Raw genomic sequence first — 25,601 nt, forward strand, 5'->3', positions numbered from 1 at the left:
CATACATAGAGCAGGTGGGAAAGGAACAAAACAATGAGATTGATTTCATGGAATGTAAACGGCCTGCGTGCTGTGCTCAATAAAGGGTTCATCGACATCTTTCAGGAGCTGAATGCCGATATTTTTTGTCTGCAAGAAACCAAGATGCAGCCGGGCCAGGCAGAAATAGAGCTGCCGGGTTACACCCAATATTGGAATAGTGCCGAGAAAAAAGGTTACTCAGGCACTGCGGTGTTTACGCGCATTGCCCCTATTTCGGTTACATACGGCATCGGCTTAGAGGAGTTTGACCACGAGGGCAGACTGATTACCCTTGAGTTTGAAGATTTTTACTTAGTGAACTGCTATACACCTAACGCACAGCGCGGGCTGGCACGGCTGGGCTTTCGCATGAGCTGGGAGGATGCCCTGCGCGATTATCTGATGGCGCTTGACATCACAAAGCCAGTGATTTATACCGGAGATTTGAATGTAGCGCATCAGGAAATTGATCTTAAAAATCCGAAAAGCAACCGTGGCAATGCAGGTTTTTCTGATGAAGAACGCGGTAAAATGAGCGAGCTTCTCGATGCCGGATTTGTGGATACCTACCGTGCACTCTACCCAGAGCAGACAGGCGCTTACAGCTGGTGGAGCTATATGTACCATGCGCGTGAAAATAACGCAGGATGGCGTATCGACTATTTTATCGTCAGCCGTCGGCTGCTGCCGCTTGTGACAGATGCTTTGATTCTGCCGCAGGTGCAGGGGAGCGACCACTGCCCGGTAGGGCTGGAATTACAGGAGGCTGCGGCGCTCGCTACAGTTTAGGCAATAGAAAAGGAGGAGTGCGAGATGAAAAAACGCTTGCTCACCACGATAACTCTTTTGTGGGTCATGTGCCTGCTCGGCATTCCGGCACTGGCCGATACCGGCCCGAAGCCCGCGCTGACCATTACCGTGCAGCATCCACCGCAAGAGCCGTACTACCTTGATTTGCTGGTGCAGCGAGATGCACCCTATGATAACCTGTATGAAGCGCGAGGGGATCTTGATAAAGAGATGCTGGAACTGCTGAAAAGCCAAATGTCAAATGGATGGTACCCGGCACTTTCTTATGGCAACGGCATTCCGCTACATGGTAAGCTGACTGGCGAACCAGTCAAAAACGGAACGATGATGCACCGCTTTTCATATTTTGGAGTACCAGAGCAATACCGCATTTTCATCGTAACCGAAAGTGGTAAAATGACACTTTCGGTGCCGATGCAGAAGGAAGCGTTTCAAGAAAAAGTAACCTTCGATTATGAAAAGGCGCAGCAAACAACATTTGGCGAGGCCGAAGTAGGGCAGAAGAACCAGTTGATGGCTTATTTTATCCAATTTTTGACAACACTACTACCGACGCTTCTTTTAGAAGGCGTAGTGCTGATTTTATTTCGCTATCCGCTGCGGCGCAATTTACGGCCGTTTTTGGCAGCGAACATTGCCACCCAGGTTTTGCTTACGGTGGCACTTGGCACGGTGCTTCACCAAACCGGCTTGATTGAAGCATATCTGCTTTTGCCGCTGCTCGAACTTATTATTTTTGCAGTAGAGGCCGCTTATTATCACAAGGTGCTGGTGCGCCCGGCCGGGCCAGGCAAGCCGGTGTTGTATGCGTTTGTGGCCAATTTGCTCAGCTTTGGCTGTGGCTTTTTGATGATGAATTTCGAGTTTGGCATCCATACCATGTTTTAGCGCAGCGTGCTAAATATATAACCGACAAAAGTGCTGGGTGATAACGCACTTATTTATTTGTTCACAGTGGGCAAGGGCGTTGCCTGCATAATAAAACTTCTGTGTAGTGCGTGAATTTGCACAGCACTGCCACGGAGAAAGAAGGCTTACGTTTGCTGCAAATTTTGGTTTTGGTTTATCTGGTGCTGCTTGGACAGCTGCTCTTTGTAGGTGGTAGCCGCCGCTTTTTCAAATACTATCCTATCTCAAAGACATGTGCCAGCGCGGGCTTTTTGGTGATGGCTCCCTTTGCATGGCTCACCGGGCAAAGCAATGTTTCGGTCACGGCTTTTACCATTTGTATGGTGGCCTTGGTGCTGTGTGCGGCAGGGGATATTTTACTCGGTTTTGCCAACATCCGCGGCGGCTCGCAAGGTTCCATTTTTAAACTTGGCGTAATGGCGTTTGGCCTTGCACACTTGGTATTCTGCGCACTGTATTATACTGAGTCGCAGTTCTATTTGCTGGACTTACTGCCCCCGCTGCTTTGCGTAACGATTACCTTCTTTCTCGAAAAGTGCAAAGTGTTGCGACTGCGCAAAATGAGAGTGCCTGCACTTTGCTACAGCTTTTTGGTCGGTCTCATGGTCACCAAAGCGGTTGGGCTGACAGTATGGGACGGCTTTTACGACCAGCGCCATCTGCTGCTTGCCATAGGCAGTGTGCTTTTTATTGTGTCAGATATTATTTTGGTGTTCATGTATTTTGGCACCGCCCTCAACGACCGCAAACGTCATATTTTGAGATTCTTTAATCTTTCTACCTATTACATCGGGGTATTGCTGATTGCGCTTTCGCTGTTCTATTAAAAGTGCAAAAAATAGCGATGCGAGTTTTTGCCAACTCAATTTGGGCGAAGTGCAAAAGCGAGTGTTTACGAAAAAAGCTGCTGTGAAATGCATCACAGCAGCTTTTTTATTTTAACGGAGAGAACAGGTAATGCCCTTCGCAACAGGTAAGTTTTACAGAAAAAGCCTGTTCCAGCACGCCGCTTGCGGCAATTTGCTCGGGTGCAGCGCAGTCAATCAGCGCACCGTTTGAGAATACCGCCACCCGCTCACTATATTGCAGTGCCTGTGCAAGGTCGTGCAGCACCATAACGATGGTTTTGCCGCGTGCATGCAAAGTTTGCACCAGTTCTAAAAATTCAAACTGCCTGGCAATATCAAGATAGGTGGTAGGCTCGTCTAAAAAAATGTAATCGGTATCTTGCGCAATGGTCATTGCAAGATACGCTTTTTGCCGCTCGCCGCCAGACAGCGTACGCAGCTCTCGGTGTCGTAGTGCGGCAATGTCGGCAGCTTCGAGAGCAGCCTCACAAAGCGCGCGGTCTTTTTCGCCCGGTTTGCGCATCAGCCCCAGCCAGGGAAAGCGCCCGTGTGCCACCAAAGCCTCCACCGTGATGGCGGGCACCTCGCGAGATTGGGGCAGAACTGCAACCCGGCGTGCAAACTCGCGCGGGGCGAAAGAAGAAATCGGTCTGCCGTCGAGCAGTAGCTCGCCGCTTACCGGCGGCAACAGCCCAGCGGCAGTTTTTAGCAGCGTGCTTTTGCCGCAGCCGTTGATGCCCACCAGTGTGGTAATGCTGCCTTCGGGGAATTCGAGGGAAACGTTTTGCAAAATTGGAGCGCCGCGGTATCCACAGCGAAGATCACGAAGTTCAAGCATAAAGACGGCTCCTTTTTTTGCGCAGCAGTAACATAAGGAAAAACGGCCCGCCCAAAAAGGAGAGCAAAATCCCTACTGGGACTTCAAATGGGGCAAACAGCACTCGTGCCAGCAAATCACATACGGTCACCAACAGCGCACCACCAATGGCAGCGCCCGGCAACAGTATACGGTGGTCGTGCCCAAACAGCGCACGTGCGGCATGGGGGACGATTAATCCCACAAAGCCCACAAGTCCGGCAAAGCTGACCGCAGCACCAGCAAGCAGGCTGGCAATCGCCACCAGCAAAAAGCGGGTAAGGCTTACTCGCAGCCCAAGGCTTTGCGCGGTTTCTTCCCCCAGGGTAAGCAGGTTTAGCCCACCTGCAAAACAGAAGGCCGCGGCAAGTCCCACGAAAATATAAAGCGCAGGGGCCTTAAGCGCCTGCAACGTAACCCCCGCGAAACCGCCGAGAAAAAAGTTACTTGCACCCAGCACAAGCTCTGGGAAAAGCAGTTCCAGCGTGTTGCTGCCTGCGGTTAATATACCGCTGATGGCAACGCCAGCCAGCACCAGCGTAATGCGCCCGGCACCCGTTTTTACTGCAATTCCATAAACCAGCAGTGCAGCAAGCAGGGCTCCTAAAAAAGCTGCCGCAGGCACGAATGCCGCGGCGGGCAAAAAGATGCTGACCAGCAACACGGCGAACCCTGCGCCTGCATTCACACCAATGATATTAGGGCCAGCAAGCGCATTGTTTAATACGCCCTGCAACAAAACACCGCTGACACTAAGTGCAGAACCGCAAAGCAGCGCAGCGCAGGTGCGCGGTAGTCTTACATGCAGTAAGATGCGCGCAGCTGCACTGGGTGTACCGGAAACTGCCTCACGCAGCGCGGTGAAAAGGTCCAGCCTGGTTGCCCCCAAAGATACCGAACCAGCCACCGCCGCGATGAGCATTAAGCAACAAACCAAAAGCCGAAAAGCAATCTGCTTACTCGTTGGGGTAGAGGATATCGACAAGGTATTCATAGCTATCTCCCCACTTTTCGTTGGGTTTATAATGGAACAGCTCTTTCGGCAATACGATGAAACGGTTGTTCTTTACCGCAGAAAGGTCTTTCCAAGCCGGGTTCGAGCCGAGAGTATCTGCAATGGATTTCATTGCGGCTTCATCATCGGTGCCCATAATTGTAACAAAGATAAAGTCGGGATCTTCTGCGATGATGGTTTCCATCGAAAGATCTTCCAGCAGACTTTCGTGACGGGAAGCAATATTATCAGCACCCAAATCTTTCAGAATAATGCCAGCCAGATTGTCTTCTGCCTTGGCCTTGACACCGCTGGAAAAAGCACGCAGCAACAGCACGGAGGGGTGCTCTGTCTGTGCTTTGGCGCGCTCCATGGCTTCGTTGATTTCCTCTTCCATCTCGATGCCGTTTTCTGCATACAGGTCGTCACGGTCGGTCAAATCGCAAAATCCGCGCAGCACTTCAAGGTAAGCATGGTAGTCATCCATGCGCAGGTAAATATGGGGAATCTTTGCTTCGGTAAGCGCGGTGTCAAGCTGCACCTGCGGGGCTATATCGGCAGAGAGGATAACTAAATCTGGGGTGAGTGCAATGATTTGCTCAAGGTTCGGCTCCTTAACGGTGCCAACGATGGTCACATCATCATCGAGATCAAGGTCGCGCTCTTTAACGGCATCATCGGTGGCGCCGATTACTTTGCCGCCTGCAAGCATCCAGCATTCAGCAAAGCTGCCGTACAGCGAAACCACACGCTGTGGCATGGTGTCAATCTTAACTTGGCGGCCCAGCGCATCGGTATAAGACCAGCTGCCTGCGGCTTGCGAGCTACTTTGCTGCGCAGCAGAAGAAGCCGAAGAAGAAGGCGCGGCTTTCCCACAGGCTGCAAACATGCTGGCGGTTAACGAAAGAGCAAGAGCAAATGCAATTACTTTTTTCTTTGTCATGAGAATCTCCTTTTTACACCTTAATGTGTGTCATAATCTGTGCTCTCCACATCATACAACGTTTTAACGATATTGTATAATATGGATTTTGCGTTATAATGATAATAATATACCTATGGCAACGCCGCAAAACGCTTGCGAGAGCAGCCAAAGCTATCGGCTGCTGCAGGGGATACAACTGAGGTGCTGCCAAGAAGAGAGGAAACGCCATGACATTGCGCAACCTGGAGATTTTTTTAGCGGTAGTAGACTGCGGCAGCATGCACGCAGCGGCCGCAGAGCTATATATTAGCCAGCCCTCGGTAAGCGGGGCGGTAGCAGAGCTGGAGCGGGAATACAGCACCTTGCTGTTTGAGCGTTTGGGGCGCAAGCTGTACCTTACCCCTGCCGGCAGCACCTTGGCAGATTATGCCCGCCATCTGCTGAAACTATCCGACGAAATGAGCGGCGCAATGCACCATGCGTCTGATGGAGAGGAACTGCGCATTGGCGCTACCGTAACGGTAGGCACCTGCGTGCTTTGCGACCTGCTTGCGAAGCTGCCCGGCGCAACCCCGAAAGTGCTGGTAAACAACACTGAAATGATTGAGCAGCAACTGCTCAAAAGCGTGCTGGATATCGGCATTATCGAAGGCACTGTCACCAGCCCGGACCTTGTGGTGCGGCCGGTAATGCAGGACGAAATGGTGCTGATTTGTGCACCGGAACACCCGTTTGCGGCAAATACAGAGTTGCCGGTTGCAAAACTTGCAGGGGAGCCGATGATTTTTCGTGAAGCGGGCAGCGGCAGCCGAAAGCTGTGCGAAGCAGCTTTTGCACTTGCGGCAGTCAGCGTAAAGACGGTATGGGAATGCAATAATACCGAAGCGATTCTGAATGCGGTGCAGCATGGGTTTGGCAGTTCGGTCATTTCGGCACGGCTTGCAGCACCGGCAGTAGCCGCGGGCCGCGTTGCCGCAGTACGGTTGACTGGCTGTAACTTGATGCGTGAATTTTCTCTGGTCTGGCATAAAGATAAATATATCGGCAAGCGTCTGGCACGGTTTATTACACTGTGTGAAGAGGGCTGAGCAAATAGAAAAGCGGAACCGTAGCATTGCGCGGCTCCGCTTTTATTTTGTTGCAGGTAGGGCTACATCGCCCAAACAGCGGGGTTTGAGGAAGAGACCGCTGCGGCTCCGGCACGCAGCGCAGCAAACACTTCGTCTTTGGTTTGAATCATACCCCCGGCGATGACCGGCAAGCCCGGGTGCTCTGCCGCAACCTTTGCAATGGCAGGGGTCATCAGCCCGGGCAAAATTTCCACCAAGTCTGGGCGGTGTGCGGTAAGCTGGCGCTCAATGTTCGCCGCGGCGATGGAATCCAGCAAAAAGAAACGCTGCACTGTTAAAAAGCCACAGTTATGTGCATGCTTCAGCAGTGACGGCTTGGTGGAGATAATGCCATCCGGCGCGGCTGTCTTTTTTAAAAAGTCCACCGCAACGTCTTTCGGGGCAAGCCCCTCTATCAAATCCAGATGCACAAAAGCGAGCTTGCCGGCTGCTTTAATCTGTGCCACGATAGAATCGATATTGCAGACGGTGCCGAAGAGAACAAAGATGATGTGAATATCACATTGTAAAGCACGTTTTAGGCCGTCTTCGTCTTTGACTGCGGCAATGACCGGCGTTTCCTGTAACAGTTCGCTAAGGTCCATCTTAAGCCTCCTTATCAGTATTATTCAAAATAAAGGTTTGCATCAAAGCAGCGGGTACTGCCCTCGGTGCCGGTAACATACCAGCCTTTGCGGCCGTTGTTTTCAATTTCGCCGCGCGCCAGCTGCATGGTGCGGCCCAGCGGCAGCTCACTGCGGAAATTGATAACGGCCTTTTTTGCATACCGGCCAGCTTCCCACTCTTTCAGCGGCAAAGCGTCACAGAGTAAATCCGCATAGCGAGTATTATTTAAGTGACGGTTTACATCACATTGCGAATAGGATGCGGCGGCCTCACCACCTGGAACAAGAGCATCTGTACGAAGAATGTTCAGAGAATGTTCTTTGTCCGGTACGGCCTGAAACGGGAGTGTCATGCCCTCTGGCGGATGGCGCAGAATGCGGCGCGTATTGATGTCTGCCATAATCCAGCGCGCATCTGTTTGCGCAAGCAGTGTGCCGTCGTTTCCGTAAAACGAGGTGACACGCTGATATACTGCATGTACCGGGGCAAATGGCTCGGTGACAATTCGCAAGCGGTCTCCGTCACGCAGCTCACCATATACTTCTACGCTTACTTTTGCAAGAATCCAAGCTGCACCGTAGCTCAGCATATACGCGCCGCCAACGCCCAGTTTTTCACATTGGTCTGTGCCAGCCTGCTGCGTGGCACGCAGGATGCCGCCCAGCGTAAAACGACCGTTTAAATCGCATTCGGGCTGCAAGACAGGAAAGTTTTCTTCATATACCGACATTGTTTTTCGACCAGTCCTTTTTCTTATTGCTTTTATTATAGCGCAAACCATACCAAAGCAAAAGTAAAAATAAGCAAAAACCGTCAAAAACGGGTAGCATAGCGGTTGCACAGGGGTTCATAATAAGGTAGAATGAAATTGATCTTGTGCGAAATGTACGGAGGAATGGCTGTGAATATCAGCATTTTTGAAATACTTGGTCCGGTCATGATCGGGCCATCTTCATCCCACACCGCAGGGGCTGCAAAACTGGCACGCACGGCGGCTGCTATCGCTGCAAAGCCGTTTCTGCGGGTTCGGTTTGAACTTTCCGGCTCGTTTGCAAAAACCGGCCTTGGCCATGGCACTCACCAGGCCTTATTGGCGGGGGCAATCGGCTTGCATGAGGACGACGAGCGACTGCGTGTGGCAGATAAACTTGCCAAAGCGCAGGACATTGACTGGGAATTCTCTGAAATAGAGCTGCCCGACGCACATGAAAACACCGTCGCGTTCACCTTTTTTTGCACCGATGGCACTCAGGTGCGCATTGTTGGTTGCTCGCTGGGCGGTGGGCGGATTCTGGTTACCGACATCGACGGCATGAAAACCGAGATATCGGCCGAGCAGCCTACCATTGTGGTGGAACAAAACGACAAACCCGGTGTTGTCAGTGCAATCTCCCGCGTGCTCGCAGAGCAGGGCATCAATATCGGCGTCATGCGGGTCAGCCGAACGGCAAAAGGCGAAGCGGCAGGCTGTGTCATTGAAACAGACACGACTGTGCCGCCGGAGGTAGCCGCCCGACTATGCGCGCTGGACAATGTGCATACAGTACGCGTGATTGAAGGGTAGGGTGCAAAGATGGGATATGATACGATTGCGCAGCTGATGGTACAGTGCGAGGGCAGGCCGGAGCGGATGCCTCAAGTGATTTATGAAAACGAAATCCGGCTGACTGACCGCACAAAAACAGAAATTTATGCAGAGCTTGAGGCGCGTTATGCCGTTATGCGGCTAAGCGCCGAAAAGGCCCTGCGCGAGCCACAAAAGATGGTGTGCGGGCTGATTGAAGGGCAAGCAATGCGGCAGCAGAAATATGCCGCAGAACGCGGCGGTATCAGCGGTACTTTTTTCAACCGCATTATGGCACTCGCACTTTCGGGCAGCGAGGTAAATGCCTCTATGGGGCGTATCTGTGCAGCACCCACAGCAGGTAGCTGCGGCATAGTGCCCGCTGTACTCGTAGGGCTGGAAGAGCAAGGTGGCTGGAGCAAAGAGAAAATGCTTGATGCCCTGCTGGTAGCAGGTGGCATTGGCGCGGTGATTACAAAAAATGCTACCGTTGCAGGGGCCGAAGGTGGTTGCCAGGCAGAATGCGGCACGGCAGCAGCGATGGCAGCCGGGGCGGCAGCCTGGCTATTTGGCGGTACCCCGGAGCAAGTAGGTGATGCTGCGGCAATTGCACTCATTCATGTAATGGGGCTTGTATGCGACCCGGTGGCAGGACTGGTACAGCTGCCGTGCAGTTTTCGCAACGCTTCGGGCGCGGTAAATGCGCTGATTAGTGCAGACCTTGCCCTTGCGGGGCAAATGCCGGGCATCCCGCCTGACGAAGTGATAAACGCCATGTATCGCGTAGGACGCAAACTGCCGATGGAGTTGCGTGAAACCGCACTGGGGGGCATGGCCGCAGAGCCGACCGCCCGCGCAATTGCGAAAAAACTGTTTGCAACGGACGAAACAACTTAAAGCGATGCCGTAGTACTTAGCGTAAAAGCTAACGGGGGTACGGCTTCGCTTAAATAGCTGCACGCCACCCGGCAAACCAACAGGCGTGAGAATCAATTAGAAAAGAGGAAATCACCTGTGAAACCATTCAAAAAAGCGTTGTCCTTACTGGGAGGGCTTGCGCTCTGCGGCCTCGCAAGCTACTGCGTCATTCAGGCAAACATCGGCCTTGCACCGTGGGATGCACTGAACATGGGCACCGCAATTTTAACCGGGCAGAGCTATGGCAATATGTCGGTACTAATTGGTCTGATTATTCTTGTGCTGGATGTTCTGCTGGGAGAAAAAATTGGCCTTGGCACAATTCTGAATACAGTACTGGTAGGCAAGTTTGTGGACCTTTGTGCTGCTTTTGAGTTGGTGCCGCAAGCAGAAAACTTTGGCACAGGTCTTTTGCTGCTTGTTATAAGCCAGCTGCTGATGAGTGTAGGCGTCTTTTTCTATATGCGTACCGGTATGGGCTCCGGCCCGCGCGACTCTTTAATGGTTGCAGCCTGCAAGCGCTTTCCCCAAGCACCCGTTGGGCTGCTGCGTGGGGGTATTGAAGGCCTGGCACTGTTTGCCGGTTGGCTGATGGGCGCAAAAGTTGGGCTTGGTACCGTGGTTTATATGTTCGGCATCGGCCTTATTATGCAAGCGGTATTTAGCGTACTGCGTTTTGATCCTAAACAGGTGCACCATGAAAATGCTTTAGAAACACTGCGCCGCTGGAAGGCTGAATTTGCCGCAAAGCAAACGGTAAACTCTGAAAATAATTAAGGTACTTATGGTGTGAAATACGCCCCATAGCGAAAAATAAACTAAAATCGCTTTTTCGGGCGCTATCCTAAAACTAAAAGAGGGCAGGCTTCCAAACAGGGAAGTCTGCCCTTTTAATTCTTTCGTCTGTATTACGCAAGCCGCTTCAGGCGCTTGTTTTAACAAGGCAGCCCGGTGTTGTAACTTGCATTGCCCAAAACTTGGGCTAAGTCTTCGCGCGTTACCTCGCGCTTCCAATAGCCACAAAGTGCGCGCAACTGCTCGCTGCCCTTGTGCTCCGCCTGCTCTACAATTGCAGCCATGCCGCCGATGTGCGATTCCCCGGTATACGGGTCGAGCCATGTGTCGGGCACATCCGGCTTCATTTTACAAGGCTGCATGTGGCTTAGTGCAAAACCGGGCTTATGCAACGCGGCATCTAGCAAACGGGCAATCAACTTTTTGAAGCCATAGCGAGAGCGGAAACTGCGATGTACCCAGTGGAACCAGCGGTAGCTGTCTGAAATTGCGAGAAAAGGAATATCCTCGCCAAATACTGCAAAAATTGCACGTTGCAGCAATGCCGTGGTTTCTCCCAATTCTGCGGGCGAAAGCACGGGGCAAGCTTCGCTGAGCGGAAGTACCGCGTGGCGATCTCCGGTGTCTTGGCGGTAAGTAACACAGTCCAGTGCGGACTCGTAAAAGCAATGGCCATTCGGGATATGATAGATGCCGTCTTCACTTTCGCACAAAAATGCAACGTATGGGTGCGCCAAACTGTCGAGCGTATTGTGCATAATAAACCCGGCTGCAAAGCTGCGCTGAATGTCTCCGCGTGCCAATGTTGCCAACGCCATTAAGAATGCACCGGCCCGCTCACTGTGCAGCCGCTCTGCAAGCGCGTAAAGGTCGGGATCGCGGTGGCTCGATAAAATTTGATAGGAAAAGAGGGGGTCGGGACCATTTGCGCCCATCTCATAGGCTGCTAAGCAGCGAAGCGAGCATCCGCTTTGCTGCAGGGCAGCTCTCGCAGTGCGGATATGTAAGTAGGCGTCTGGCATGGTTTCCAAGTCCTTTCTTTCAGGCGAGTGATAAAGGAACGTGCAGCAAAGCTGCATTTCCTTTATTTATTATACGCGAACCTGACAGGTAAGAAAAGCCTTAGATTTACTCTTTGTTAAGATATTTGGGCAAAACGAAGAAATAAAGCCCTCCGCCGATGAAAAAGATGAGTAAAATACTTAAAACGCCCCAAGGTGCGGCGGCAGCATCAATCAGCTCTTCCGGCACGGTACCGTTGCGGCGGAATACATTTGCTGCCAGTGCAGAGAAAAAGGCAACGACCGCGGGGCCGATAATCGAAGAAAATTTACCAAAGATATCATAAAATCCGAAGAACTCGCCGGTTCTGTTTTTGTCGGGAATCATTTTGCCAAACATACTGCGAGAAAGCGCTTGGATGCCGCCTTGGCTCGTGGAAACCAGAATTGCCAAAACCCAAAACTGCCAAACCGAGCGGACAAAAAAGCCAAATACGCAGATGAACATATAAATAATGATAGCACAGCCTACCATGCGGCGTGCACCAAAACGTTCTGCAAGGCGAATATAAAGCAGGCAAAAGGGGAGACCAAGCAGCTGAACCACCAGCATGGCCAGCATCATCATGGTGGAATCCAGCCCGAGGGTGTCGCCGTAAATGGTGGACATGTGGATAATGGTTCCCACGCCGTCTATGTAGAAGAAATAGGCAATCAAAAAAACGAGAATGTTTTTATGCGCCGCAATCTCCTTTACCGTTTTACGAAGCCCGCGCAGTGCATCACGAATGGCACCGGGGCGGCGTTCTACATAGCTTTTTTGCTCTACATTTGCAATTAGCGGCCAGCTGAAAGCAGCCCACCAGATTGCAGTAAAACCAAAAGCAAAAGAAAGACAGTATAGAATGTCAACCCCAATCAGGTTCAGTACCAAAAAGCCAAGCAGCGGGATGGTAGAACCGCCGATGTACCCAAGCCCGTAGCCCATTGTGGAAACGCGGTCCATGCGTTCTTCGGTGGTCACATCGGTCAGAAAGCTATCATAATAAAGGTTTGCCGCCGAGTATCCTACCTGACTGACGACATATAAAATAAGGATAACAAATCCAATGCGGGCGGCTTTTTGCGGGTCATCAAAAAAATTAGTAAGCGGCGTAAAAGCTAGGCCAACGCAGGCCAGCACCCCCATAGTAAGAAAGGCGATGAACAGCTTTTTGCGATAGCCACGGAAATCGCCAATCGCGCCCAACAACGGCGCCAAAATTGCGCATATCAGCATTGCTGCACTCGTCACATACCCCCAGGTGCTCATGGCCGAGCTGGAATCCAGAGTATAACTTGCAACGGTAGAGTAAAAAATCGGCAGCAGTGTTACGATGATAACGCTATGGGCACTGTTGGCCCAGTCGTACATCATCCAGCTTTTTTCTTCTCTGGTAAAATTCTTTAGCATATAGCAGCACTCTTTTCTGCCGCAAACGCAGCTTTCTTAATGCTTCTATTGTACAGCGCAGTGCAGGTAAACAGCAAGCAGCTTGCAAGAAATTTACATAGCATAAAAAAACTTCGGCGTTATGACAAGGCAATCAGCTCGCCTTTGCGCAAAGTGTACTGTCGTGGTGCCTGGGCCGCCAGTTTTCTGTCGTGAGTAATCATTACCACCGCGGTGCCCTGCCGCTGCAATTCGCCGATGGCACCCATAACGGCGTTGGCACTCTCGGCATCCAGGTTGCCGGTTGGCTCATCTGCAAGCAGCAGCTTTGGTTGGGTAGCCAGTGCCCGGGCAACGGCCACACGCTGTTGCTGCCCGCCAGACAGCTGGCCCGGCAGATGCTGCGCGCGATCAAGTAAATCTACGGCTTCGAGCGCGGCGAGCGCTGTGCGCCGCCGTGCAGCGGCGGACATGCCACGGTATTTCAGCGGCAGCTCAATATTCGCAATTGCCGACATAGACGGAATTAGATTATAACTTTGAAAAACAAACCCCAGAACCTGCCCGCGCATACGGCAAAGCAGCTGGTCGCTGGCCCCTTCAACCTCTTCACCGAAAATACGAAGGCTGCCCTCGTCAGCTGCATCCAAACAGCCCAATAAGGCAAGCAAGGTGCTTTTACCGCAGCCCGAGGGTCCGGTAATCGTAACGAAATCTCCCGGTGCCACGCGCAAATCTATTCCACGCAGCACCTCAAGCACGCCCTGCGCGCCCCTATAAGTTTTAGTCAGCCCCTCGGCTTCCATCGCAAACTGCAAAAAAATCCCCTCCTAAGGTCACACCGTACAGTGTGCGCTTAGAAGGGGCATTTTATCATGCAAACCTTGGAATGAAATATTAGGAAACCTGTGAAGTGGGCTCACTTACTACAGAAGCGGAAGCCTCCTGCTGTGCCTGGGTGTAGCCTTCACTGTATCCGTTATCATAACCTGTCTGATAATCGGCAGTGTCTTCCTCTTCTGCATATTCCGAATAATGTTCGTTTACCATTTCAGCAAGCTCTGCCGGAGTTTTGTTGAGAGCAAAACGGCTTGAAATTTCCACAGACATCTCGTGCTGTGCTGTTTCAGAAGAGTTATTCCAGCGAAAATTCATCCGGTCTACCGGATATCCACCATTCTGCAATGAAGCCAAAATACGGGCAACGTCTGTAGCAAAAGCAATTTTATCTCCCTGCGCATAATTGCCGGCAAGCTTGAAGTCAAGAGAGCTGTAAGTGCTGTCAGGGTCGCTGCGCAGTGTTTCCAAAGAAGCATTTTTATCAAAATCCCAGCCTTGAAAGTAAACATAGCCGGTGCAATCAAAAACACTTTTTTCGTTTGCCAGCAGGGTGTAGCAATTATCGCCGAGCTCTCGGGTCAGGCGGCTTTCGGTGCGCTCACGCTCCGGGCCGTAATAAGTGAGCATTTTAGGTAACAGGGCCAAACCAAGACTGCTGACTACCAAGATGAAGCAGACAAACATCGAGAGCCAATCGTACTTGATTTTCTCATCTTTGCTGCGCAGGCTGAAAAAGAGCACCTCGCAGCCAAGCAGAACCAAAAGCAGCGGCGAAAGCCGGAAAGCGAGAGTCAGGTCAACGTTCGGGGCAAACATTGCAATTGCAATCAAAAGGCCGGTTGCAATCAGTGCAAGGCCCATGGTGCTGGTACCTACCCGACGCATTTTGCGCGGTGTGGGCGGGGGAAGAAAATCAGAAGGCGAAGAAACGGGGGGCGAAAAGTTTTCTTCGGGCATCGCTGCACCGTTTTCCGGCTGGATAGGGTCGAACTCATTCATTGGTTTTGTCTCCTTTGTATTCAATCACGTCATCAGATTCCGACGATTTGCCGCCTTTGACGAGCCGAATGCCCACCAAAATGATAAGGATAGCAACACAGAGGCTGGGCAGCTTATACATAAATCTCCAGACGAAGTAGAGGTCGTACGGCAGCGCATCCAACACCGAGCCAACAAGCGGCATCAGCACGGAGCCGTAGATGGCATAAGCGCCAATCACGATAAGACCAATGCCAATGAAAACGTGATATTTTTTTGCCAGGTCAGCTACGGTAGCGCGGCTGGTCTCAGCGGGCAGGTCAATCATAAATGCATCAGGATGCGATGCGAGGTATTCCGCACTTGCGTTGCGCAAGTTGAAAGCATCAAAAAAGGCGAAGAACCAGATGACCGGCAGAAAGATAGCGAAGATCCAAAGATCTAAAAAGCCGCCGATGCCGAAAATAAGAGAAAAAGCAAGCATCAAAGAAGCTCCGCGTTTGGTATAGCCAAGATACATCTGGCCGGCACCTGCGCAGCAGGCAAAGCAAAAAGTTAAAAACAGGCTTTTGCGGTGTAAGGGGCCAGGTCCGGGGCCGGGCACAGGGTATTGGTTTTGGCTCGGTGTTTGGTTTTGGAACATAATCAGAAACCTTCCTTTCAGGTGTACGCAATTTACTTTTTAGGTGCGCGCCTTAAGCAGCGCGAAAGAGTTTTTTATTGTATTATCGTTTTTTGTCGTGAAGTGAGCGCATCAGCTCTTCAAACGCGCCGGAAATTTTCATTTCAAGAGTAGCTTCGGGGGTAGCCTCTTTTTCCTGCTCGCTTACCGCTTTGAGCGACTTGCGTAAAGCCACATCTTCTTTTTCGCGACGGTCTCGTATCTTTTCCATCTGCTCAGACTGGGTTACCGTGGGCAAAAAGCCGATAGCCTCTACCGGGATAACCCCGGTACCGGTGCCGGCAAGCCATAAGCCCATGGCAAGGCAGGCCGCTGCACCCACTTTTACGATGCGACGGAAAAGAATCGTGCGCGAGCGCTTTTCTATCCGGTGGGTGACAACGGGAGCAATCGGCACCGGCGGTTCAATTAAAATATCTTCCGTTAAAAGTGCAGCATATTTTTCACAGCAGAGATCACAAAACGCGAGGTGTTCCGAAAGTTCAAGGTTGCCTAAGGTATCGGCATCGCCGGCAAGCAGCACGGCAAAGCCTTCATCAGAGATGTGTCCGTCCGGTTTAAACAGTTCCACGCGAGATCCCTCCTTCTATCAATTTTTTTTGCAACATTTGTTTGGCACGGTAAAGCTGGGTGTGTACGGTTTTGGGTGGTCGTTCCAGCAGCTGTGCAATTTCTTCTACAGATTTTTCTTCTAAAAAGTAGAAAACCGCCACCTTTAAGTAAGGCTCTTTTAAGCTGCGCACGACGGAAGCAATTTGTGAAAGCTGATCTTTTTCAATCGTAATGTCCTCCGGCGGAGGGGTAGCATATAAACTGTAATGTACATCTTCGTCGTCGTCCGTCAAATCCACCTTGCGGTTATATGCACTTTTCAGGTAATCTTTTGCCTTGTTGGTGGCAATGCGGCACAGCCATGGTTTTAAGTTGGCCTCGTCACAGCTTTCACGGTGGGTATAGGCCGAAAGAAATGCCTCCTGTGCAAGATCTTGCGCGGTGTGGGGGTTGCGGGTCAGCTGGAAACAGATGGTATACACCAGCTTTTCATATTGCTGAACAAGTTGTTCAAAATTTTGCTCGGTAACCGGCACACCTCACACCCCTTTCCTGTTTGCATTTCTTCGTCTGATTAAAAAACGAGCGAGAAAAAACAATTTCTTCAAAATTTTCAAAATTTTTTCAAATCTTTGCAGATAATAAAACTGCGCGGCATGCAAAATGCAAATGCCACGCAGTGTGCTGTTTTGAAAATTGCTGCTTGTTATACATTAAAAGAGAACGCAGCACAACTGTTGCTTAGCCCAGCAACATCCCCAGCCCGCCAAACACGCCAAGCGAAAGCGCGCCCATAATAAGGCCGGCGGTAAGTACGCCGCCGAGCACCGCCAAAACGCTGGGCCAGGTTTTCATGTCCAACAAGGTTGCGGCAAGGCAGCCTGTCCATGCGCCGGTACCGGGCAGCGGAATGGCAACGAAAAGGAAGAGCGCAAAGTAAAGGCCCCGGCCTGCTTTTTCCTGCATTTTAGTGCCAGCTTTGACACCTTTATTATAAATCATACCAAAGAACTTGCCTACATAAGGTAGTTTGGTACACCAAATGAGTACCTTTTTGGCAAACAGAAGGATGATGGGAACCGGCAGCATATTACCAATGATGGCTGCAATATAAATTCCCAGCAAAGGCAGGTTGCCCATAGCAACGCCAACAGGGATTGCTCCGCGCAGTTCAATCAGCGGAACCATAGAAATAAAAAGAATCCAAAAATATTGTTCGATCAATGCAAGCATAGTTTACCTCAAAAATTTGATATTTGGTTTTAACTTGTTGTAGTATACATGATTTTAGAAAGCCGTGCAAGAGCTCGCATGTTGTCGAAGCCTTGGCGCAAGCAAAAACACTATGTTTTTTTGGAACAACGTGATATACTGTTGTTACTTTATTTTGGTAAAAGCGGGTGCGCAGGCAGCCGCTGTAAGTATTGGAAAGGCGGTTTTTTATTATGCTTTTATGGATTGCACTTGCGGTTGTTGTTATTGTGGTGCTGTGGGGCTTTAGCGCCTATAATGGTCTGGTACGGGGACGCATCAGCACAGAGGAAGCTTTTTCCACCATGGATGTTTACCTCAAAAAACGTTTTGATTTGATTCCGAACTTGGTTGAAACGGTAAAAGGTTACGCCAAACACGAAAGCGAAACACTGGAAAAAGTAATTGCCGCGCGCAACGCGGTTGCTGCTGCCCCCAGCGACGCAGCCCGTGTGGAGGGCGAAAACATGATTTCTGGTGCTCTGCGCCAGCTGTTTGCTTTGACGGAAAGTTACCCTGACCTTAAAGCAAACACCAATTTTCAGCAGTTGCAGGACCAGTTGAAAAAGGTAGAGGACGATATTGCAAATTCTCGTAAATATTACAATGCTGTTGTGCGTGAATACAACGTCAAGGTACAGAGTATTCCCACCAACATTGTGGCAAACATCGGCGGCTTTAAAACCAAACCTCTTTACGAAGTGGAAGATGCCGCGCAGCGTAACAATGTGCAGGTGAAATTTTAATGAAAAAAGCATTGCGGCTTTTTGGTCTGGTATTGGTGCTGGTAGTTCTGCTTGCTCTGCCTGCTACCGCACTGGACGAAACAGACACGGGCTATACGATTGAAGATTATCGCATTGAAGCGGTGCTGCGCGAAGATGCTACCGTAGACGTGACCGAAACGATTAAGGTGAATTTTACCGAATCGTCACGCGGCATTTTTCGGGCATTCCCTTCCACTGTGCGGGTACTGAAAGAAACCGGCGGCAAAAGCAAGACGATGCGCTATGTCCCGAAACTGCGGGACATTTCGGCAAGCGAGGCGTTTGCAGAGTACTCTGAGGACGGGATTGATTATATTCGGCTCGGCAGCGAAGATGTCTGGCTGAGCGGAGAGCACGAATACCGTATTCATTATGTGTACGATATGGGTGACGACCGCGTGCCGGAGTACGATGAGCTTTATTGGTCACCGGCAGGGTCTGATTGGAACACCACCATCAAAGCACTCAATTTTTCGCTCACACTACCGAAATCCGCCGCGCTTGACGGGCTCGAGGTTTACTCTGGCGGGTACGGTACCACGTCGAATCTGCTTGCCAGTGTGCGAGGAGAAGGACTGACCATTACCGGCAGCGCAATCCGTGCGCTGGCCCCGGGCGAAGGCATTACCCTGAGACTTCGCTTGCCGGAAGGATACTTTTCTGAAGTGCAGGGCTTTAACGGTATGCCAGCTCTGGCAATGATGGTGGCGGGGGCAGCACTTGCTGCGCTGATTGTGTTCAAACGCCTTTCTGTAAAAAAACAGCAGGTGGTCGACACGGTCGAGTTTTACCCGCCGGAGGGCATCACCAGTGCTGATGCAGGCATTATTGTGGACGGCGTGGCAAACGACAAAGATTTGCTTTCGCTGATTATCTGGTTTGCCGACCAAGGTTATTTGACTATCACCGGCAAAGAGGAAACGCTGAAACTCACGAAAATAAAAGAGCCTTCGGCAAATTGGTCGGTGGCAGTGCGTGCGCTGTGGAACGGTCTTTTTGTCGATAAAAAACAGACGGTAACGCTGAGTGAGCTGGAGGGTGCTTTTTACGAAACACTTAACGCGGCCAAAGCGGCGCTCACCAACCACTACAATACCAAAGAAAATCGTCTGACAAAACCAGGCGCAACGGCCACGGGGCTGATTTGTTCCATCGGCGTTAGCGTGTTGGGCTTTATTGGCATCTTACTTTGCGGTGTTGACATAGAGCCGGGCTTGTTGTTTATCGCTTTGATTGCTCTGTTTGCCGCATTGGCAGCGGGCATTACCGGTGTTGCAACCGCACAGGCAAGTCGTTTTTGGTCCAATGGCACCCGTTTTGGGATGCGGCTACTGTTTGGTGGATTATATCTTACTATCCTTCTTTGCGGTTTTGGTGCATCGGCTATCTCTCTTGCACCGAAGTTTATTCCTCTGGTACTCGCTGTGGCAATGGCAGCAGCCGCATGGGCGGCAACAGGGATGCAGCAGCTTACAGAAAAAGGCGCCGAGCTGACGGGCAAATTGCTCGGCTTGCGCAGTTTTATTGAAAAAGCGGAGCTGGACCGACTGAAGCTGCTGGTAGAGGAAAGCCCAGAGTATTTTTACCACGTGTTGCCATACGCCTATGTGTTCGGCCTTTCTGATGCATGGGCGAGCCAGTTTGAGAGTCTCGCGATTCCGGCACCGCAGTGGTATTCCAGCAGCAATGGAGATTTGTTTACCGCTATTTGGCTGACCCGCAGCTTGAATCGCAGCTTTAGCCAGGTGCAGACCAATGTGATGAATGCCGCGATGAAAAACTCGATGAATTCGGGTGGCGGCGGTGGCGTCAGCTTTGGCGGCGGCGGAGGTTTCTCCGGCGGTGGCTTTGGCGGCGGTGGCGGCGGCAGGTGGTAACCTGCTACGAGCCTTTGCATATGTGTAATTTATTTAAGAAATACGGGGCGGGCGAGAAGCGCGTCCCGTATTTCTTCGCAGTCTGGGCAAAATAAAAACAATGATGCTAAACATGGAGTATTGTTGCGAATTTTTTGCTCCAGAAAGTAAAAGTGCAAATTGTTCAAAAAAAAGTCCATTTGCTTAGTGTGAAAAACAGCGTATCATAGAAAAAGAAAAAGAGATTCTAATTGCTAGTTTACTTAGCTTTATTCAAGGAGGTTATTACCATGGCAGTTCTTGTTTGTGGAGGCGCAGGGTATATTGGTTCCCATACCTGTATCGAACTTCTTGCAGCGGGATATGATATCATTGTTGCAGATAACTTTTTTAATTCCTGCCCGGAGGCAGTAGAACGTACCCGCGAGCTGGCGGGCAAAGATTTCCCGCTGGTCGAAATCGACCTTTGCGATGCGGAAAAAACAGATGCTCTTTTTGCAGCGCATCCAGAGATTGATTCGGTCATTCATTTTGCGGGTTACAAGGCAGTGGGCGAAAGCGTTGCAAAGCCGCTGGAGTACTATGACAATAACCTTACCAGCACATTTGTACTGCTGAAAGCAATGCGTAAATATGGGGTGAAAAACTTCGTATTCTCGTCTTCGGCCACCGTTTACGGCGACCCGCATACAGTACCTATTACCGAAGATTTTCCGCTTTCGACCACCAACCCGTATGGTTCTACCAAGCTGATGATCGAAATGATTCTTAAAGATTTGTATAAAGCACAGCCGGAGATGAACATTGCAATTTTACGGTACTTCAATCCTATCGGCGCACACAAAAGCGGCCGCATTGGCGAAGACCCAGCAGGCATTCCCAATAATCTGGTGCCGTACATTGCCCAGGTGGCAGTTGGCAAGCTGGAGCACGTCAACGTATTCGGCAATGACTACAATACGCCCGATGGAACCGGCGTGCGCGATTACATTCACGTGGTGGACCTTGCAGCTGGCCATGTAGCAGCCATTAAAAAGCTGGAGCAAAAGCCCGGCCTTGTAGTTGTTAACCTTGGCACCGGCAATGGATATTCGGTGCTGGATGTGATTAAAGCTTACGAAAAAGCCTGTGGCAAAACACTGCCGTATGTGGTTGGCCCGCGCCGCCCCGGCGATATTGCCGCTTGTTATGCAGACCCGAAAAAAGCCCGCGAAGAGCTTGGCTGGGAAGCAAAATACGGCATTGAAGAGATGTGTGCTGATTCCTGGAATTGGCAGAGCCACAACCCTAACGGCTATCGCGCTTAAAAATCACAAGCCAAGTTTTTGGAAGAATACCGCAATAAAAGCCGTCTTGCATTGTTGCAAGATGGCTTTTGTTCCCTTATAATAAGTAAGAACGCGCATATGTATAGTGATATATTGGCGCATACTAAAGTAGATCAAGATGCCGGCAAATATCGGCGTTTAGGAGGATATCGTTATGCAAAAACCAGTATTGGCGGTTATGGCAGCAGGGATGGGTTCTCGCTACGGCGGGCTGAAACAAATCGACCCGGTCGGCCCTAGTGGAGAAGTTATCATTGACTACTCTTTGTTTGACGCACGTCGTGCAGGGTTTGAAAAAGTCGTTTTTATCATCAAACACGAGATTGAGGACGATTTTAAAGCAGTAATTGGTGAGCGCATTTCGAAAGTGATGCAGGTGGAATATGCTTTTCAGCAGCTTGATATTCTACCCGAAGGTTACACTGTACCCGAAGGACGCGAAAAACCATGGGGAACTGCCCATGCAGTGCTGGCAGCGAAAAGCGTAATTGATGGCCCGTTTGCAGTAATTAACGCCGATGACTATTATGGCCCTGAGGCATTCCAGAAAATTTACGATTATCTTGCTACGCACCAGGACGATGAAAAGTATGAATATGCCATGGTAGGCTACCACCTGCGCAACACGTTGACCGAGCATGGACATGTAGCTCGTGGTGTCTGCGAAGTAGGGGAGGACGGTTTCTTGCAGCGCGTGACCGAGCACGTGAAAATCGTTAAAGATGGCAACGATGCAAAGTTTACCGAAGATGAGGGGAAAACCTGGGAGTCGTTGCCCGGCGAAACGACTGTTTCGATGAACCTTTGGGGTTTTACACCGAGCTTTTTAAAAGAGACCGAAGCTCGTTTCAACACATTCCTCGACCGTACCCTTACTGCAAACCCGATGAAAGGCGAATACTTTTTGCCGTCGGTCGTCAGTGCACTGATTGACGAGGACAAAGCCCGTGTACAGGTGCTGACCAGCAAAGATAAATGGTACGGCGTAACCTATAAAGAAGATAAGCCTGTTGTGGTTGCCGCCCTGCGCAGCTTTATTGATGCAGGCGTTTACCCGGAAAAATTGTGGGAGGAATAGCCATGCCCGAGACGATTAAACTGCAGGAAGCGCTTGCGGCCTATGATTTCGCAGGAGAAGTAATTTCCTGCGAGCGTTTTGGCGAGGGCCACATCAACGATACCTTTGCCGCAATCGTAAAACATCCGGACGGCAGCACCCAGCGCTGGATTGTGCAGCGCATTAATACCCATGTGTTTAAAAAGCCGCTTGAGGTTATGGAAAACATTATTGGTGTGACAGACTTTTTAGCGGAAAAAATTGACGCAGCAGGTGGCGATGCTGCCCGCGAAACGCTTTACGTACTGCGCACCAAAGAGGGGAAACCCATTTTTGCAGATAGCGAAGGCGGCATTTGGCGTTGCTACCGCTTTATTGAAGGAACCATCTGCTTGCAGCAGGTAAAAGACCCTGCCGACTTTTACAATTCGGCACTGACCTTTGGTAACTTTCAGCGCCAACTCGAAGCCTACCCTGCGAAAACCTTGCACGAGACGATTCCTGATTTCCATAACACTCCGGACCGTTATCAGAAGTTTGAAGCAGCGGTTGCCGAAGATAGTTGCAAGCGCGCTGCCAATGTGGCAGATGAAATTGCCTTTGTAAGAGCACGCAAAGCGGATTGTGCCGTACTGAGCGACCTGCTTGCAGCAAACGAATTGCCGCTGCGCGTCACGCATAACGATACAAAGCTCAACAATATCCTCATTGACGCGGCCACCGGCAAAGGCCTCTGTGTAATTGACCTTGACACCGTAATGCCCGGCCTTGCTGCGCACGATTATGGCGATTCGATTCGCTTTGGAGCGTCGACAGCAAAAGAGGACGAGACAGACCTTTCTAAGGTGCATTTTAGCCTGCCGCTTTTTGAAACGTATACCAAAGGCTACCTTGAAGCTGCGGGGGATGCGCTGACTGAAAAAGAAAAAGAAACACTGCGCTGGGGCGCTAAGTTGATGACGCTGGAATGCGGAATGCGCTTTTTAACCGATTATCTGCAAGGGGATGTTTACTTTAAAACGACTCATCCCGAGCACAATCTTGAGCGCTGCCATACCCAGTTCCGCCTTGTGGAAGAGATGGAAGACCACTGGGATGAAATGCAGCAGATTATTCGCAACTACAGCAAGTAAAACAGCAAGATGCAACTCTTTGAGTTGCATCTTTTTCTTTTGCCGGGTAATGCTGGAAAGCGGCGGCGCCGGTATGTTATACTGAGAGCACTTCGTTTTTGCAATCTGATGTCAAAGCCAGCATCAACTATGGTGTACCAAAGCCAAACGGCCCTAACCGATAAATATATAATAATGTAATATAAGATATGCCGGAAGGCAGTTGCTCGGCAGTTTACAAAGTGACAGGTGCAGAAAAATAAAAATGGCCCTGCAACGTAAATGCCGCATTGGAAGGGCAAAGCCATGATTTAATGAAACATACGTGATTCATAGAAACGAGACGCAAAAATAATTTTGAAATAAGGATGGAAAAATAGGATGAGAGCAAGAGTAAAGATGCTTGCCGCGATGCTCATTTTTGGCAGTATTGGGCTATTTGTACGGCAAATCCCAATAGAGAGCAGCGTTATTGTCTTGTGGAGATCGGTCATTGGCAGCTTTTTTCTGGCGGCGGTATTATTGCTGCGTGGCCAAAAGCTGAATCTTCCTGCATTGCGCCGCCAGTTGCCTTTATTGCTTGTTTCAGGCGCGGTGATGGGAGCAAACTGGGTTTGCCTGTTTGAAGCCTACCGTTATACAACAGTTAGTGCTGCAACGCTTGCTTATTATTGTGCACCGGTTTTTGTTCTGTTGGCATCTCCCTTAGTGCTCAAAGAAAAGTTGACCTGGCCCCGCCTTGTGGGTATTACAGCTGCAATGGCGGGCATGGTGCTCGTAGGCGGCAGAGAATGGACAGGTGGTGCAAGCAGCATAAAAGGAATTCAGCTGGGCCTTGCAGCCGCAGCACTTTATGCAACACTCATGTTATTGGGCAAATTTGTGCGTGACCTTTCAGGGCTGGAAACGACACTGGTGCGCTTGGTGGGCGCGGCAGCAGTTATGGCAGGTTATCTTGCATTCAGCGGCATTCAGCCATCTCTTCCCCCCATGGGACTGCCTTTGGCTGCACTGATTTTGCTTGGTGTAGTACACACTGGGCTTGCGTGTTATCTGTTCTTTTCCGCTATCGAAGAGTTGCCGGCGCAAACCAGTGCACTGCTTAGCTATATTGACCCTGCTTCAGCGCTGGTGTTCTCGGCCTTGTTTTTAGGGGAAAGACTGCAGCTGCCACAGCTGTTGGGCGCGTTGCTTATTTTGGGTGGAGCTGCCTTTGGCGAAAGCTTTCACAGCAAAAGAAAGGAAACGGTATGACTGTATTTATTGATGCCGATGCTTGCCCGGTGACGACCGAAGCCGTGCAAATTGCGCATGCGCAAAAGGTAAAAGTAGTGCTGCTATGCGACACCTCACATGAGATTACACGCCCGGGTGCAGAAACGGTAATCGTAAGCAAAGGAGCGGACAGTGTAGATTATGCACTGGTCAATCGCCTAGCGAGGGGCGATGTTGCCATAACGCAAGATTACGGCTTGGCCGCCATGTGCCTTGCACGCGGGGCTCATGCGATGAATCAAAATGGTTTAGTGTATAACGAATTTAATATTGGGCTTTTGCTGGAGCAGCGCGCGGCGGCAGCAAAACAGCGACGAGCAGGCAAGCACGGTAAAGGCCCGGCAAAACGAACAGCAGAACAGACAGAAGAATTTTGCAAAAACTTTCAAAAATTGCTTTTTGCATTGCAGTTAAATCTTAATTGAATAAAACAAAAAACTGCTAAAAATCTGCAAAGAAATCCCTTGAAATACGAAATTTTGTAGAGAATTAAGAGATGAAAAACCTCAAAAAACCAGCAGACTAATAAAAAAGTTTGCTGGTTTTTCTCTTTTTTCTCTCTATTCGAGCCTTACAAATAATTTACAGGAAAAATACGACAATGAAGAGAGTGTAGCACAAGTAACAAAAAGCGACATACAAGTAAAACTATTTTAGAGATTTGTGCAATTGTCTGTGAAAGAACTGTGTAAGAAACGTTACAATTGGTTACTTTGTGTGAAAAAGGGTTGAACTGGCTGTGCAAAATGCTATAATAACAAGCGTTCCTTCTGGTTTGCCTTTGAGGCGGCTAGATAATAAAACAAAAATTTTGGAGGTTCTTTTCTTATGAAAAAGATCATTGCTATTGCTCTGGTGCTCGTTCTGGCACTGTCCCTCGTTGCTTGCGGCAAAAAAGAGGCTCCGGCTTCTTCTTCCGTAGCTGCTTCTTCCGCTGCTTCTTCTGAAGTTGCTTCTTCCGAGGCTGCTTCTTCCGAGGCTGCTTCCTCTGAGGCTGCTTCTTCTGAGGCTGCTTCCTCCGAGGCTGCTTCTTCCGAGGCTGCTGCTTCTTCTTCCAAAGCTGCTTAATTGTAAGCTTAAGAAAAGCAATAAAA

Annotated in this window: 28 protein-coding genes; 15 read left to right on the forward strand and 13 right to left on the reverse strand. The window is 50.2% G+C overall.

All coding sequences use genetic code 11. The features are described from left to right. Positions 1–33: 33 nt before the first annotated feature. The 3 genes from C1A11_RS09405 to C1A11_RS09415 all read left to right on the forward strand — a co-directional run bounded on the left by C1A11_RS09405 (position 34) and on the right by C1A11_RS09415 (position 2,567). Positions 34–810: an exodeoxyribonuclease III gene (locus C1A11_RS09405; RefSeq protein ID WP_102050220.1), complete on the forward strand. Its 777-nt coding sequence runs from the start codon at positions 34–36 to the stop codon at positions 808–810. 24 nt (positions 811–834) lie between these two features. Beyond that, on the forward strand, positions 835–1,719 hold the full coding sequence (locus C1A11_RS09410) for a hypothetical protein (protein WP_102050221.1): 885 nt from the start codon (positions 835–837) through the stop codon (positions 1,717–1,719). Between the two features lie 152 nt (positions 1,720–1,871). Then, the gene (locus tag C1A11_RS09415; RefSeq protein WP_102050222.1) at positions 1,872–2,567 is read left to right on the forward strand and encodes a lysoplasmalogenase family protein; all 696 of its coding nucleotides are present in this window, start codon (positions 1,872–1,874) and stop codon (positions 2,565–2,567) included. Positions 2,568–2,673: 106 nt separating this feature from the next. On the opposite strand, the gene C1A11_RS09420 is transcribed toward C1A11_RS09415, so the two are convergent. From C1A11_RS09420 to C1A11_RS09430, 3 genes are read right to left on the reverse strand one after another with little or no spacing between them, the layout of a single operon-like run. Beyond that, a complete protein-coding gene (locus C1A11_RS09420; RefSeq protein ID WP_102050223.1) occupies positions 2,674–3,426 on the reverse strand; it encodes an ABC transporter ATP-binding protein in 753 nt (250 codons plus the stop codon). Beyond that, positions 3,419–4,438: a FecCD family ABC transporter permease gene (locus tag C1A11_RS09425; RefSeq protein WP_180950309.1), complete on the reverse strand. Its 1,020-nt coding sequence runs from the start codon at positions 4,436–4,438 to the stop codon at positions 3,419–3,421. The genes C1A11_RS09420 and C1A11_RS09425 overlap by 8 nt, the downstream gene beginning before the upstream one ends. Next, on the reverse strand, positions 4,401–5,381 hold the full coding sequence (locus C1A11_RS09430) for an ABC transporter substrate-binding protein (RefSeq protein WP_102050225.1): 981 nt from the start codon (positions 5,379–5,381) through the stop codon (positions 4,401–4,403). Before C1A11_RS09430 ends, C1A11_RS09425 begins: the two co-directional genes overlap by 38 nt. Before the next feature lie 209 nt (positions 5,382–5,590). Here C1A11_RS09430 and C1A11_RS09435 point away from each other — a divergent pair, with 209 nt between their 5' ends. Then, on the forward strand, positions 5,591–6,451 hold the full coding sequence (locus C1A11_RS09435) for a LysR family transcriptional regulator (RefSeq protein WP_102050226.1): 861 nt from the start codon (positions 5,591–5,593) through the stop codon (positions 6,449–6,451). Positions 6,452–6,513: 62 nt separating this feature from the next. Here the strand turns inward: C1A11_RS09435 and C1A11_RS09440 are convergent, their stop codons facing one another. After that, positions 6,514–7,077 (reverse strand): glycerol-3-phosphate responsive antiterminator, encoded by a 564-nt coding sequence (locus C1A11_RS09440; RefSeq protein WP_102050227.1) that lies wholly within the window; start codon positions 7,075–7,077, stop codon positions 6,514–6,516. Between the two features lie 20 nt (positions 7,078–7,097). Next, positions 7,098–7,829: an acyl-[acyl-carrier-protein] thioesterase gene (locus tag C1A11_RS09445; protein WP_180950310.1), complete on the reverse strand. Its 732-nt coding sequence runs from the start codon at positions 7,827–7,829 to the stop codon at positions 7,098–7,100. 171 nt (positions 7,830–8,000) lie between these two features. Between C1A11_RS09445 and sdaAB the strand changes: the two genes are divergently transcribed. The 3 genes from sdaAB (at position 8,001) to C1A11_RS09460 (ending at position 10,358) form a co-directional block, all read left to right on the forward strand. After that, complete coding sequence (sdaAB, locus tag C1A11_RS09450) at positions 8,001–8,663, forward strand: L-serine ammonia-lyase, iron-sulfur-dependent subunit beta (RefSeq protein WP_102051054.1); 663 nt, start codon at positions 8,001–8,003, stop codon at positions 8,661–8,663. 9 nt (positions 8,664–8,672) lie between these two features. Beyond that, complete coding sequence (gene sdaAA, locus C1A11_RS09455; RefSeq protein WP_102050229.1) at positions 8,673–9,560, forward strand: L-serine ammonia-lyase, iron-sulfur-dependent, subunit alpha; 888 nt, start codon at positions 8,673–8,675, stop codon at positions 9,558–9,560. A gap of 117 nt (positions 9,561–9,677) precedes the next feature. Next, positions 9,678–10,358, forward strand: a complete 681-nt coding sequence (locus tag C1A11_RS09460; protein ID WP_102050230.1) for a YczE/YyaS/YitT family protein — start codon at positions 9,678–9,680, stop codon at positions 10,356–10,358. A gap of 158 nt (positions 10,359–10,516) precedes the next feature. Here the strand turns inward: C1A11_RS09460 and C1A11_RS09465 are convergent, their stop codons facing one another. The 8 genes from C1A11_RS09465 to C1A11_RS09500 form a co-directional block, all read right to left on the reverse strand. Then, positions 10,517–11,398 (reverse strand): hypothetical protein, encoded by an 882-nt coding sequence (locus C1A11_RS09465; protein ID WP_102050231.1) that lies wholly within the window; start codon positions 11,396–11,398, stop codon positions 10,517–10,519. A gap of 106 nt (positions 11,399–11,504) precedes the next feature. Next, a complete protein-coding gene (locus tag C1A11_RS09470; RefSeq protein ID WP_102050232.1) occupies positions 11,505–12,830 on the reverse strand; it encodes an MFS transporter in 1,326 nt (441 codons plus the stop codon). 119 nt (positions 12,831–12,949) lie between these two features. After that, on the reverse strand, positions 12,950–13,627 hold the full coding sequence (locus tag C1A11_RS09475) for an ABC transporter ATP-binding protein (protein WP_207653949.1): 678 nt from the start codon (positions 13,625–13,627) through the stop codon (positions 12,950–12,952). Positions 13,628–13,706: 79 nt separating this feature from the next. Beyond that, positions 13,707–14,648: a hypothetical protein gene (locus tag C1A11_RS09480; RefSeq protein ID WP_102050233.1), complete on the reverse strand. Its 942-nt coding sequence runs from the start codon at positions 14,646–14,648 to the stop codon at positions 13,707–13,709. Further along, entirely contained in the window at positions 14,641–15,270 is a 630-nt protein-coding gene (locus tag C1A11_RS09485; protein WP_102050234.1) for a hypothetical protein, read from the reverse strand. The genes C1A11_RS09480 and C1A11_RS09485 overlap by 8 nt, the downstream gene beginning before the upstream one ends. A gap of 82 nt (positions 15,271–15,352) precedes the next feature. Continuing rightward, positions 15,353–15,880, reverse strand: a complete 528-nt coding sequence (locus tag C1A11_RS09490) for a hypothetical protein (RefSeq protein WP_102050235.1) — start codon at positions 15,878–15,880, stop codon at positions 15,353–15,355. After that, positions 15,867–16,397: an RNA polymerase sigma factor gene (locus C1A11_RS09495; RefSeq protein WP_102050236.1), complete on the reverse strand. Its 531-nt coding sequence runs from the start codon at positions 16,395–16,397 to the stop codon at positions 15,867–15,869. The genes C1A11_RS09490 and C1A11_RS09495 overlap by 14 nt, the downstream gene beginning before the upstream one ends. Before the next feature lie 205 nt (positions 16,398–16,602). Continuing rightward, positions 16,603–17,082, reverse strand: coding sequence for a COG2426 family protein (locus C1A11_RS09500; protein WP_341458156.1), 480 nt, complete (start codon positions 17,080–17,082; stop codon positions 16,603–16,605). A gap of 224 nt (positions 17,083–17,306) precedes the next feature. Here C1A11_RS09500 and C1A11_RS09505 point away from each other — a divergent pair, with 224 nt between their 5' ends. From C1A11_RS09505 to C1A11_RS09540, 8 genes are all read left to right on the forward strand, one after another. After that, positions 17,307–17,858 carry a LemA family protein gene (locus C1A11_RS09505; RefSeq protein WP_102050238.1) on the forward strand — a complete coding sequence of 184 codons (552 nt, stop codon included), beginning with the start codon at positions 17,307–17,309 and terminating at the stop codon, positions 17,856–17,858. Next, positions 17,858–19,756 carry a DUF2207 domain-containing protein gene (locus tag C1A11_RS13835; RefSeq protein WP_180950311.1) on the forward strand — a complete coding sequence of 633 codons (1,899 nt, stop codon included), beginning with the start codon at positions 17,858–17,860 and terminating at the stop codon, positions 19,754–19,756. Before C1A11_RS09505 ends, C1A11_RS13835 begins: the two co-directional genes overlap by 1 nt. A gap of 269 nt (positions 19,757–20,025) precedes the next feature. Further along, on the forward strand, positions 20,026–21,042 hold the full coding sequence (gene galE / locus C1A11_RS09515; protein WP_102050239.1) for a UDP-glucose 4-epimerase GalE: 1,017 nt from the start codon (positions 20,026–20,028) through the stop codon (positions 21,040–21,042). Between the two features lie 175 nt (positions 21,043–21,217). Continuing rightward, a complete protein-coding gene (locus C1A11_RS09520) occupies positions 21,218–22,141 on the forward strand; it encodes a nucleotidyltransferase family protein (RefSeq protein WP_102050240.1) in 924 nt (307 codons plus the stop codon). Positions 22,142–22,143: 2 nt separating this feature from the next. Further along, positions 22,144–23,253, forward strand: coding sequence for a phosphotransferase enzyme family protein (locus C1A11_RS09525; protein ID WP_102050241.1), 1,110 nt, complete (start codon positions 22,144–22,146; stop codon positions 23,251–23,253). A gap of 360 nt (positions 23,254–23,613) precedes the next feature. After that, positions 23,614–24,486, forward strand: a complete 873-nt coding sequence (locus C1A11_RS09530) for a DMT family transporter (RefSeq protein WP_102050242.1) — start codon at positions 23,614–23,616, stop codon at positions 24,484–24,486. After that, the gene (locus C1A11_RS09535; protein WP_102050243.1) at positions 24,483–24,932 is read left to right on the forward strand and encodes a YaiI/YqxD family protein; all 450 of its coding nucleotides are present in this window, start codon (positions 24,483–24,485) and stop codon (positions 24,930–24,932) included. The genes C1A11_RS09530 and C1A11_RS09535 overlap by 4 nt, the downstream gene beginning before the upstream one ends. 403 nt (positions 24,933–25,335) lie before the next feature. After that, complete coding sequence (locus tag C1A11_RS09540; RefSeq protein ID WP_102050244.1) at positions 25,336–25,575, forward strand: hypothetical protein; 240 nt, start codon at positions 25,336–25,338, stop codon at positions 25,573–25,575. Positions 25,576–25,601: the final 26 nt, after the last annotated feature.

Source organism: Pygmaiobacter massiliensis, assembly GCF_900199435.1.
Lineage (GTDB): Bacteria > Bacillota > Clostridia > Oscillospirales > Ruminococcaceae > Pygmaiobacter > Pygmaiobacter massiliensis.

Excerpts from the sequence above, each read along its gene's own strand:
- C1A11_RS09405 (WP_102050220.1), top strand. The coding sequence starts at position 34 with ATGAGATTGATTTCATGGAATGTAAACGGCCTGCGTGCTGTGCTCAAT.
- C1A11_RS09410 (WP_102050221.1), top strand. The coding sequence starts at position 835 with ATGAAAAAACGCTTGCTCACCACGATAACTCTTTTGTGGGTCATGTGC.
- C1A11_RS09420 (WP_102050223.1), bottom strand. The coding sequence starts at position 3,426 with ATGCTTGAACTTCGTGATCTTCGCTGTGGATACCGCGGCGCTCCAATT.
- C1A11_RS09425 (WP_180950309.1), bottom strand. The coding sequence starts at position 4,438 with ATGAATACCTTGTCGATATCCTCTACCCCAACGAGTAAGCAGATTGCT.
- C1A11_RS09430 (WP_102050225.1), bottom strand. The coding sequence starts at position 5,381 with ATGACAAAGAAAAAAGTAATTGCATTTGCTCTTGCTCTTTCGTTAACC.
- C1A11_RS09435 (WP_102050226.1), top strand. The coding sequence starts at position 5,591 with ATGACATTGCGCAACCTGGAGATTTTTTTAGCGGTAGTAGACTGCGGC.
- C1A11_RS09440 (WP_102050227.1), bottom strand. The coding sequence starts at position 7,077 with ATGGACCTTAGCGAACTGTTACAGGAAACGCCGGTCATTGCCGCAGTC.
- C1A11_RS09445 (WP_180950310.1), bottom strand. The coding sequence starts at position 7,829 with ATGTCGGTATATGAAGAAAACTTTCCTGTCTTGCAGCCCGAATGCGAT.
- sdaAA (WP_102050229.1), top strand. The coding sequence starts at position 8,673 with ATGGGATATGATACGATTGCGCAGCTGATGGTACAGTGCGAGGGCAGG.
- C1A11_RS09465 (WP_102050231.1), bottom strand. The coding sequence starts at position 11,398 with ATGCCAGACGCCTACTTACATATCCGCACTGCGAGAGCTGCCCTGCAG.
- C1A11_RS09470 (WP_102050232.1), bottom strand. The coding sequence starts at position 12,830 with ATGCTAAAGAATTTTACCAGAGAAGAAAAAAGCTGGATGATGTACGAC.
- C1A11_RS09480 (WP_102050233.1), bottom strand. The coding sequence starts at position 14,648 with ATGAATGAGTTCGACCCTATCCAGCCGGAAAACGGTGCAGCGATGCCC.
- C1A11_RS09485 (WP_102050234.1), bottom strand. The coding sequence starts at position 15,270 with ATGTTCCAAAACCAAACACCGAGCCAAAACCAATACCCTGTGCCCGGC.
- C1A11_RS09505 (WP_102050238.1), top strand. The coding sequence starts at position 17,307 with ATGCTTTTATGGATTGCACTTGCGGTTGTTGTTATTGTGGTGCTGTGG.
- C1A11_RS13835 (WP_180950311.1), top strand. The coding sequence starts at position 17,858 with ATGAAAAAAGCATTGCGGCTTTTTGGTCTGGTATTGGTGCTGGTAGTT.
- galE (WP_102050239.1), top strand. The coding sequence starts at position 20,026 with ATGGCAGTTCTTGTTTGTGGAGGCGCAGGGTATATTGGTTCCCATACC.
- C1A11_RS09520 (WP_102050240.1), top strand. The coding sequence starts at position 21,218 with ATGCAAAAACCAGTATTGGCGGTTATGGCAGCAGGGATGGGTTCTCGC.
- C1A11_RS09525 (WP_102050241.1), top strand. The coding sequence starts at position 22,144 with ATGCCCGAGACGATTAAACTGCAGGAAGCGCTTGCGGCCTATGATTTC.
- C1A11_RS09530 (WP_102050242.1), top strand. The coding sequence starts at position 23,614 with ATGAGAGCAAGAGTAAAGATGCTTGCCGCGATGCTCATTTTTGGCAGT.
- C1A11_RS09535 (WP_102050243.1), top strand. The coding sequence starts at position 24,483 with ATGACTGTATTTATTGATGCCGATGCTTGCCCGGTGACGACCGAAGCC.
- C1A11_RS09540 (WP_102050244.1), top strand. The coding sequence starts at position 25,336 with ATGAAAAAGATCATTGCTATTGCTCTGGTGCTCGTTCTGGCACTGTCC.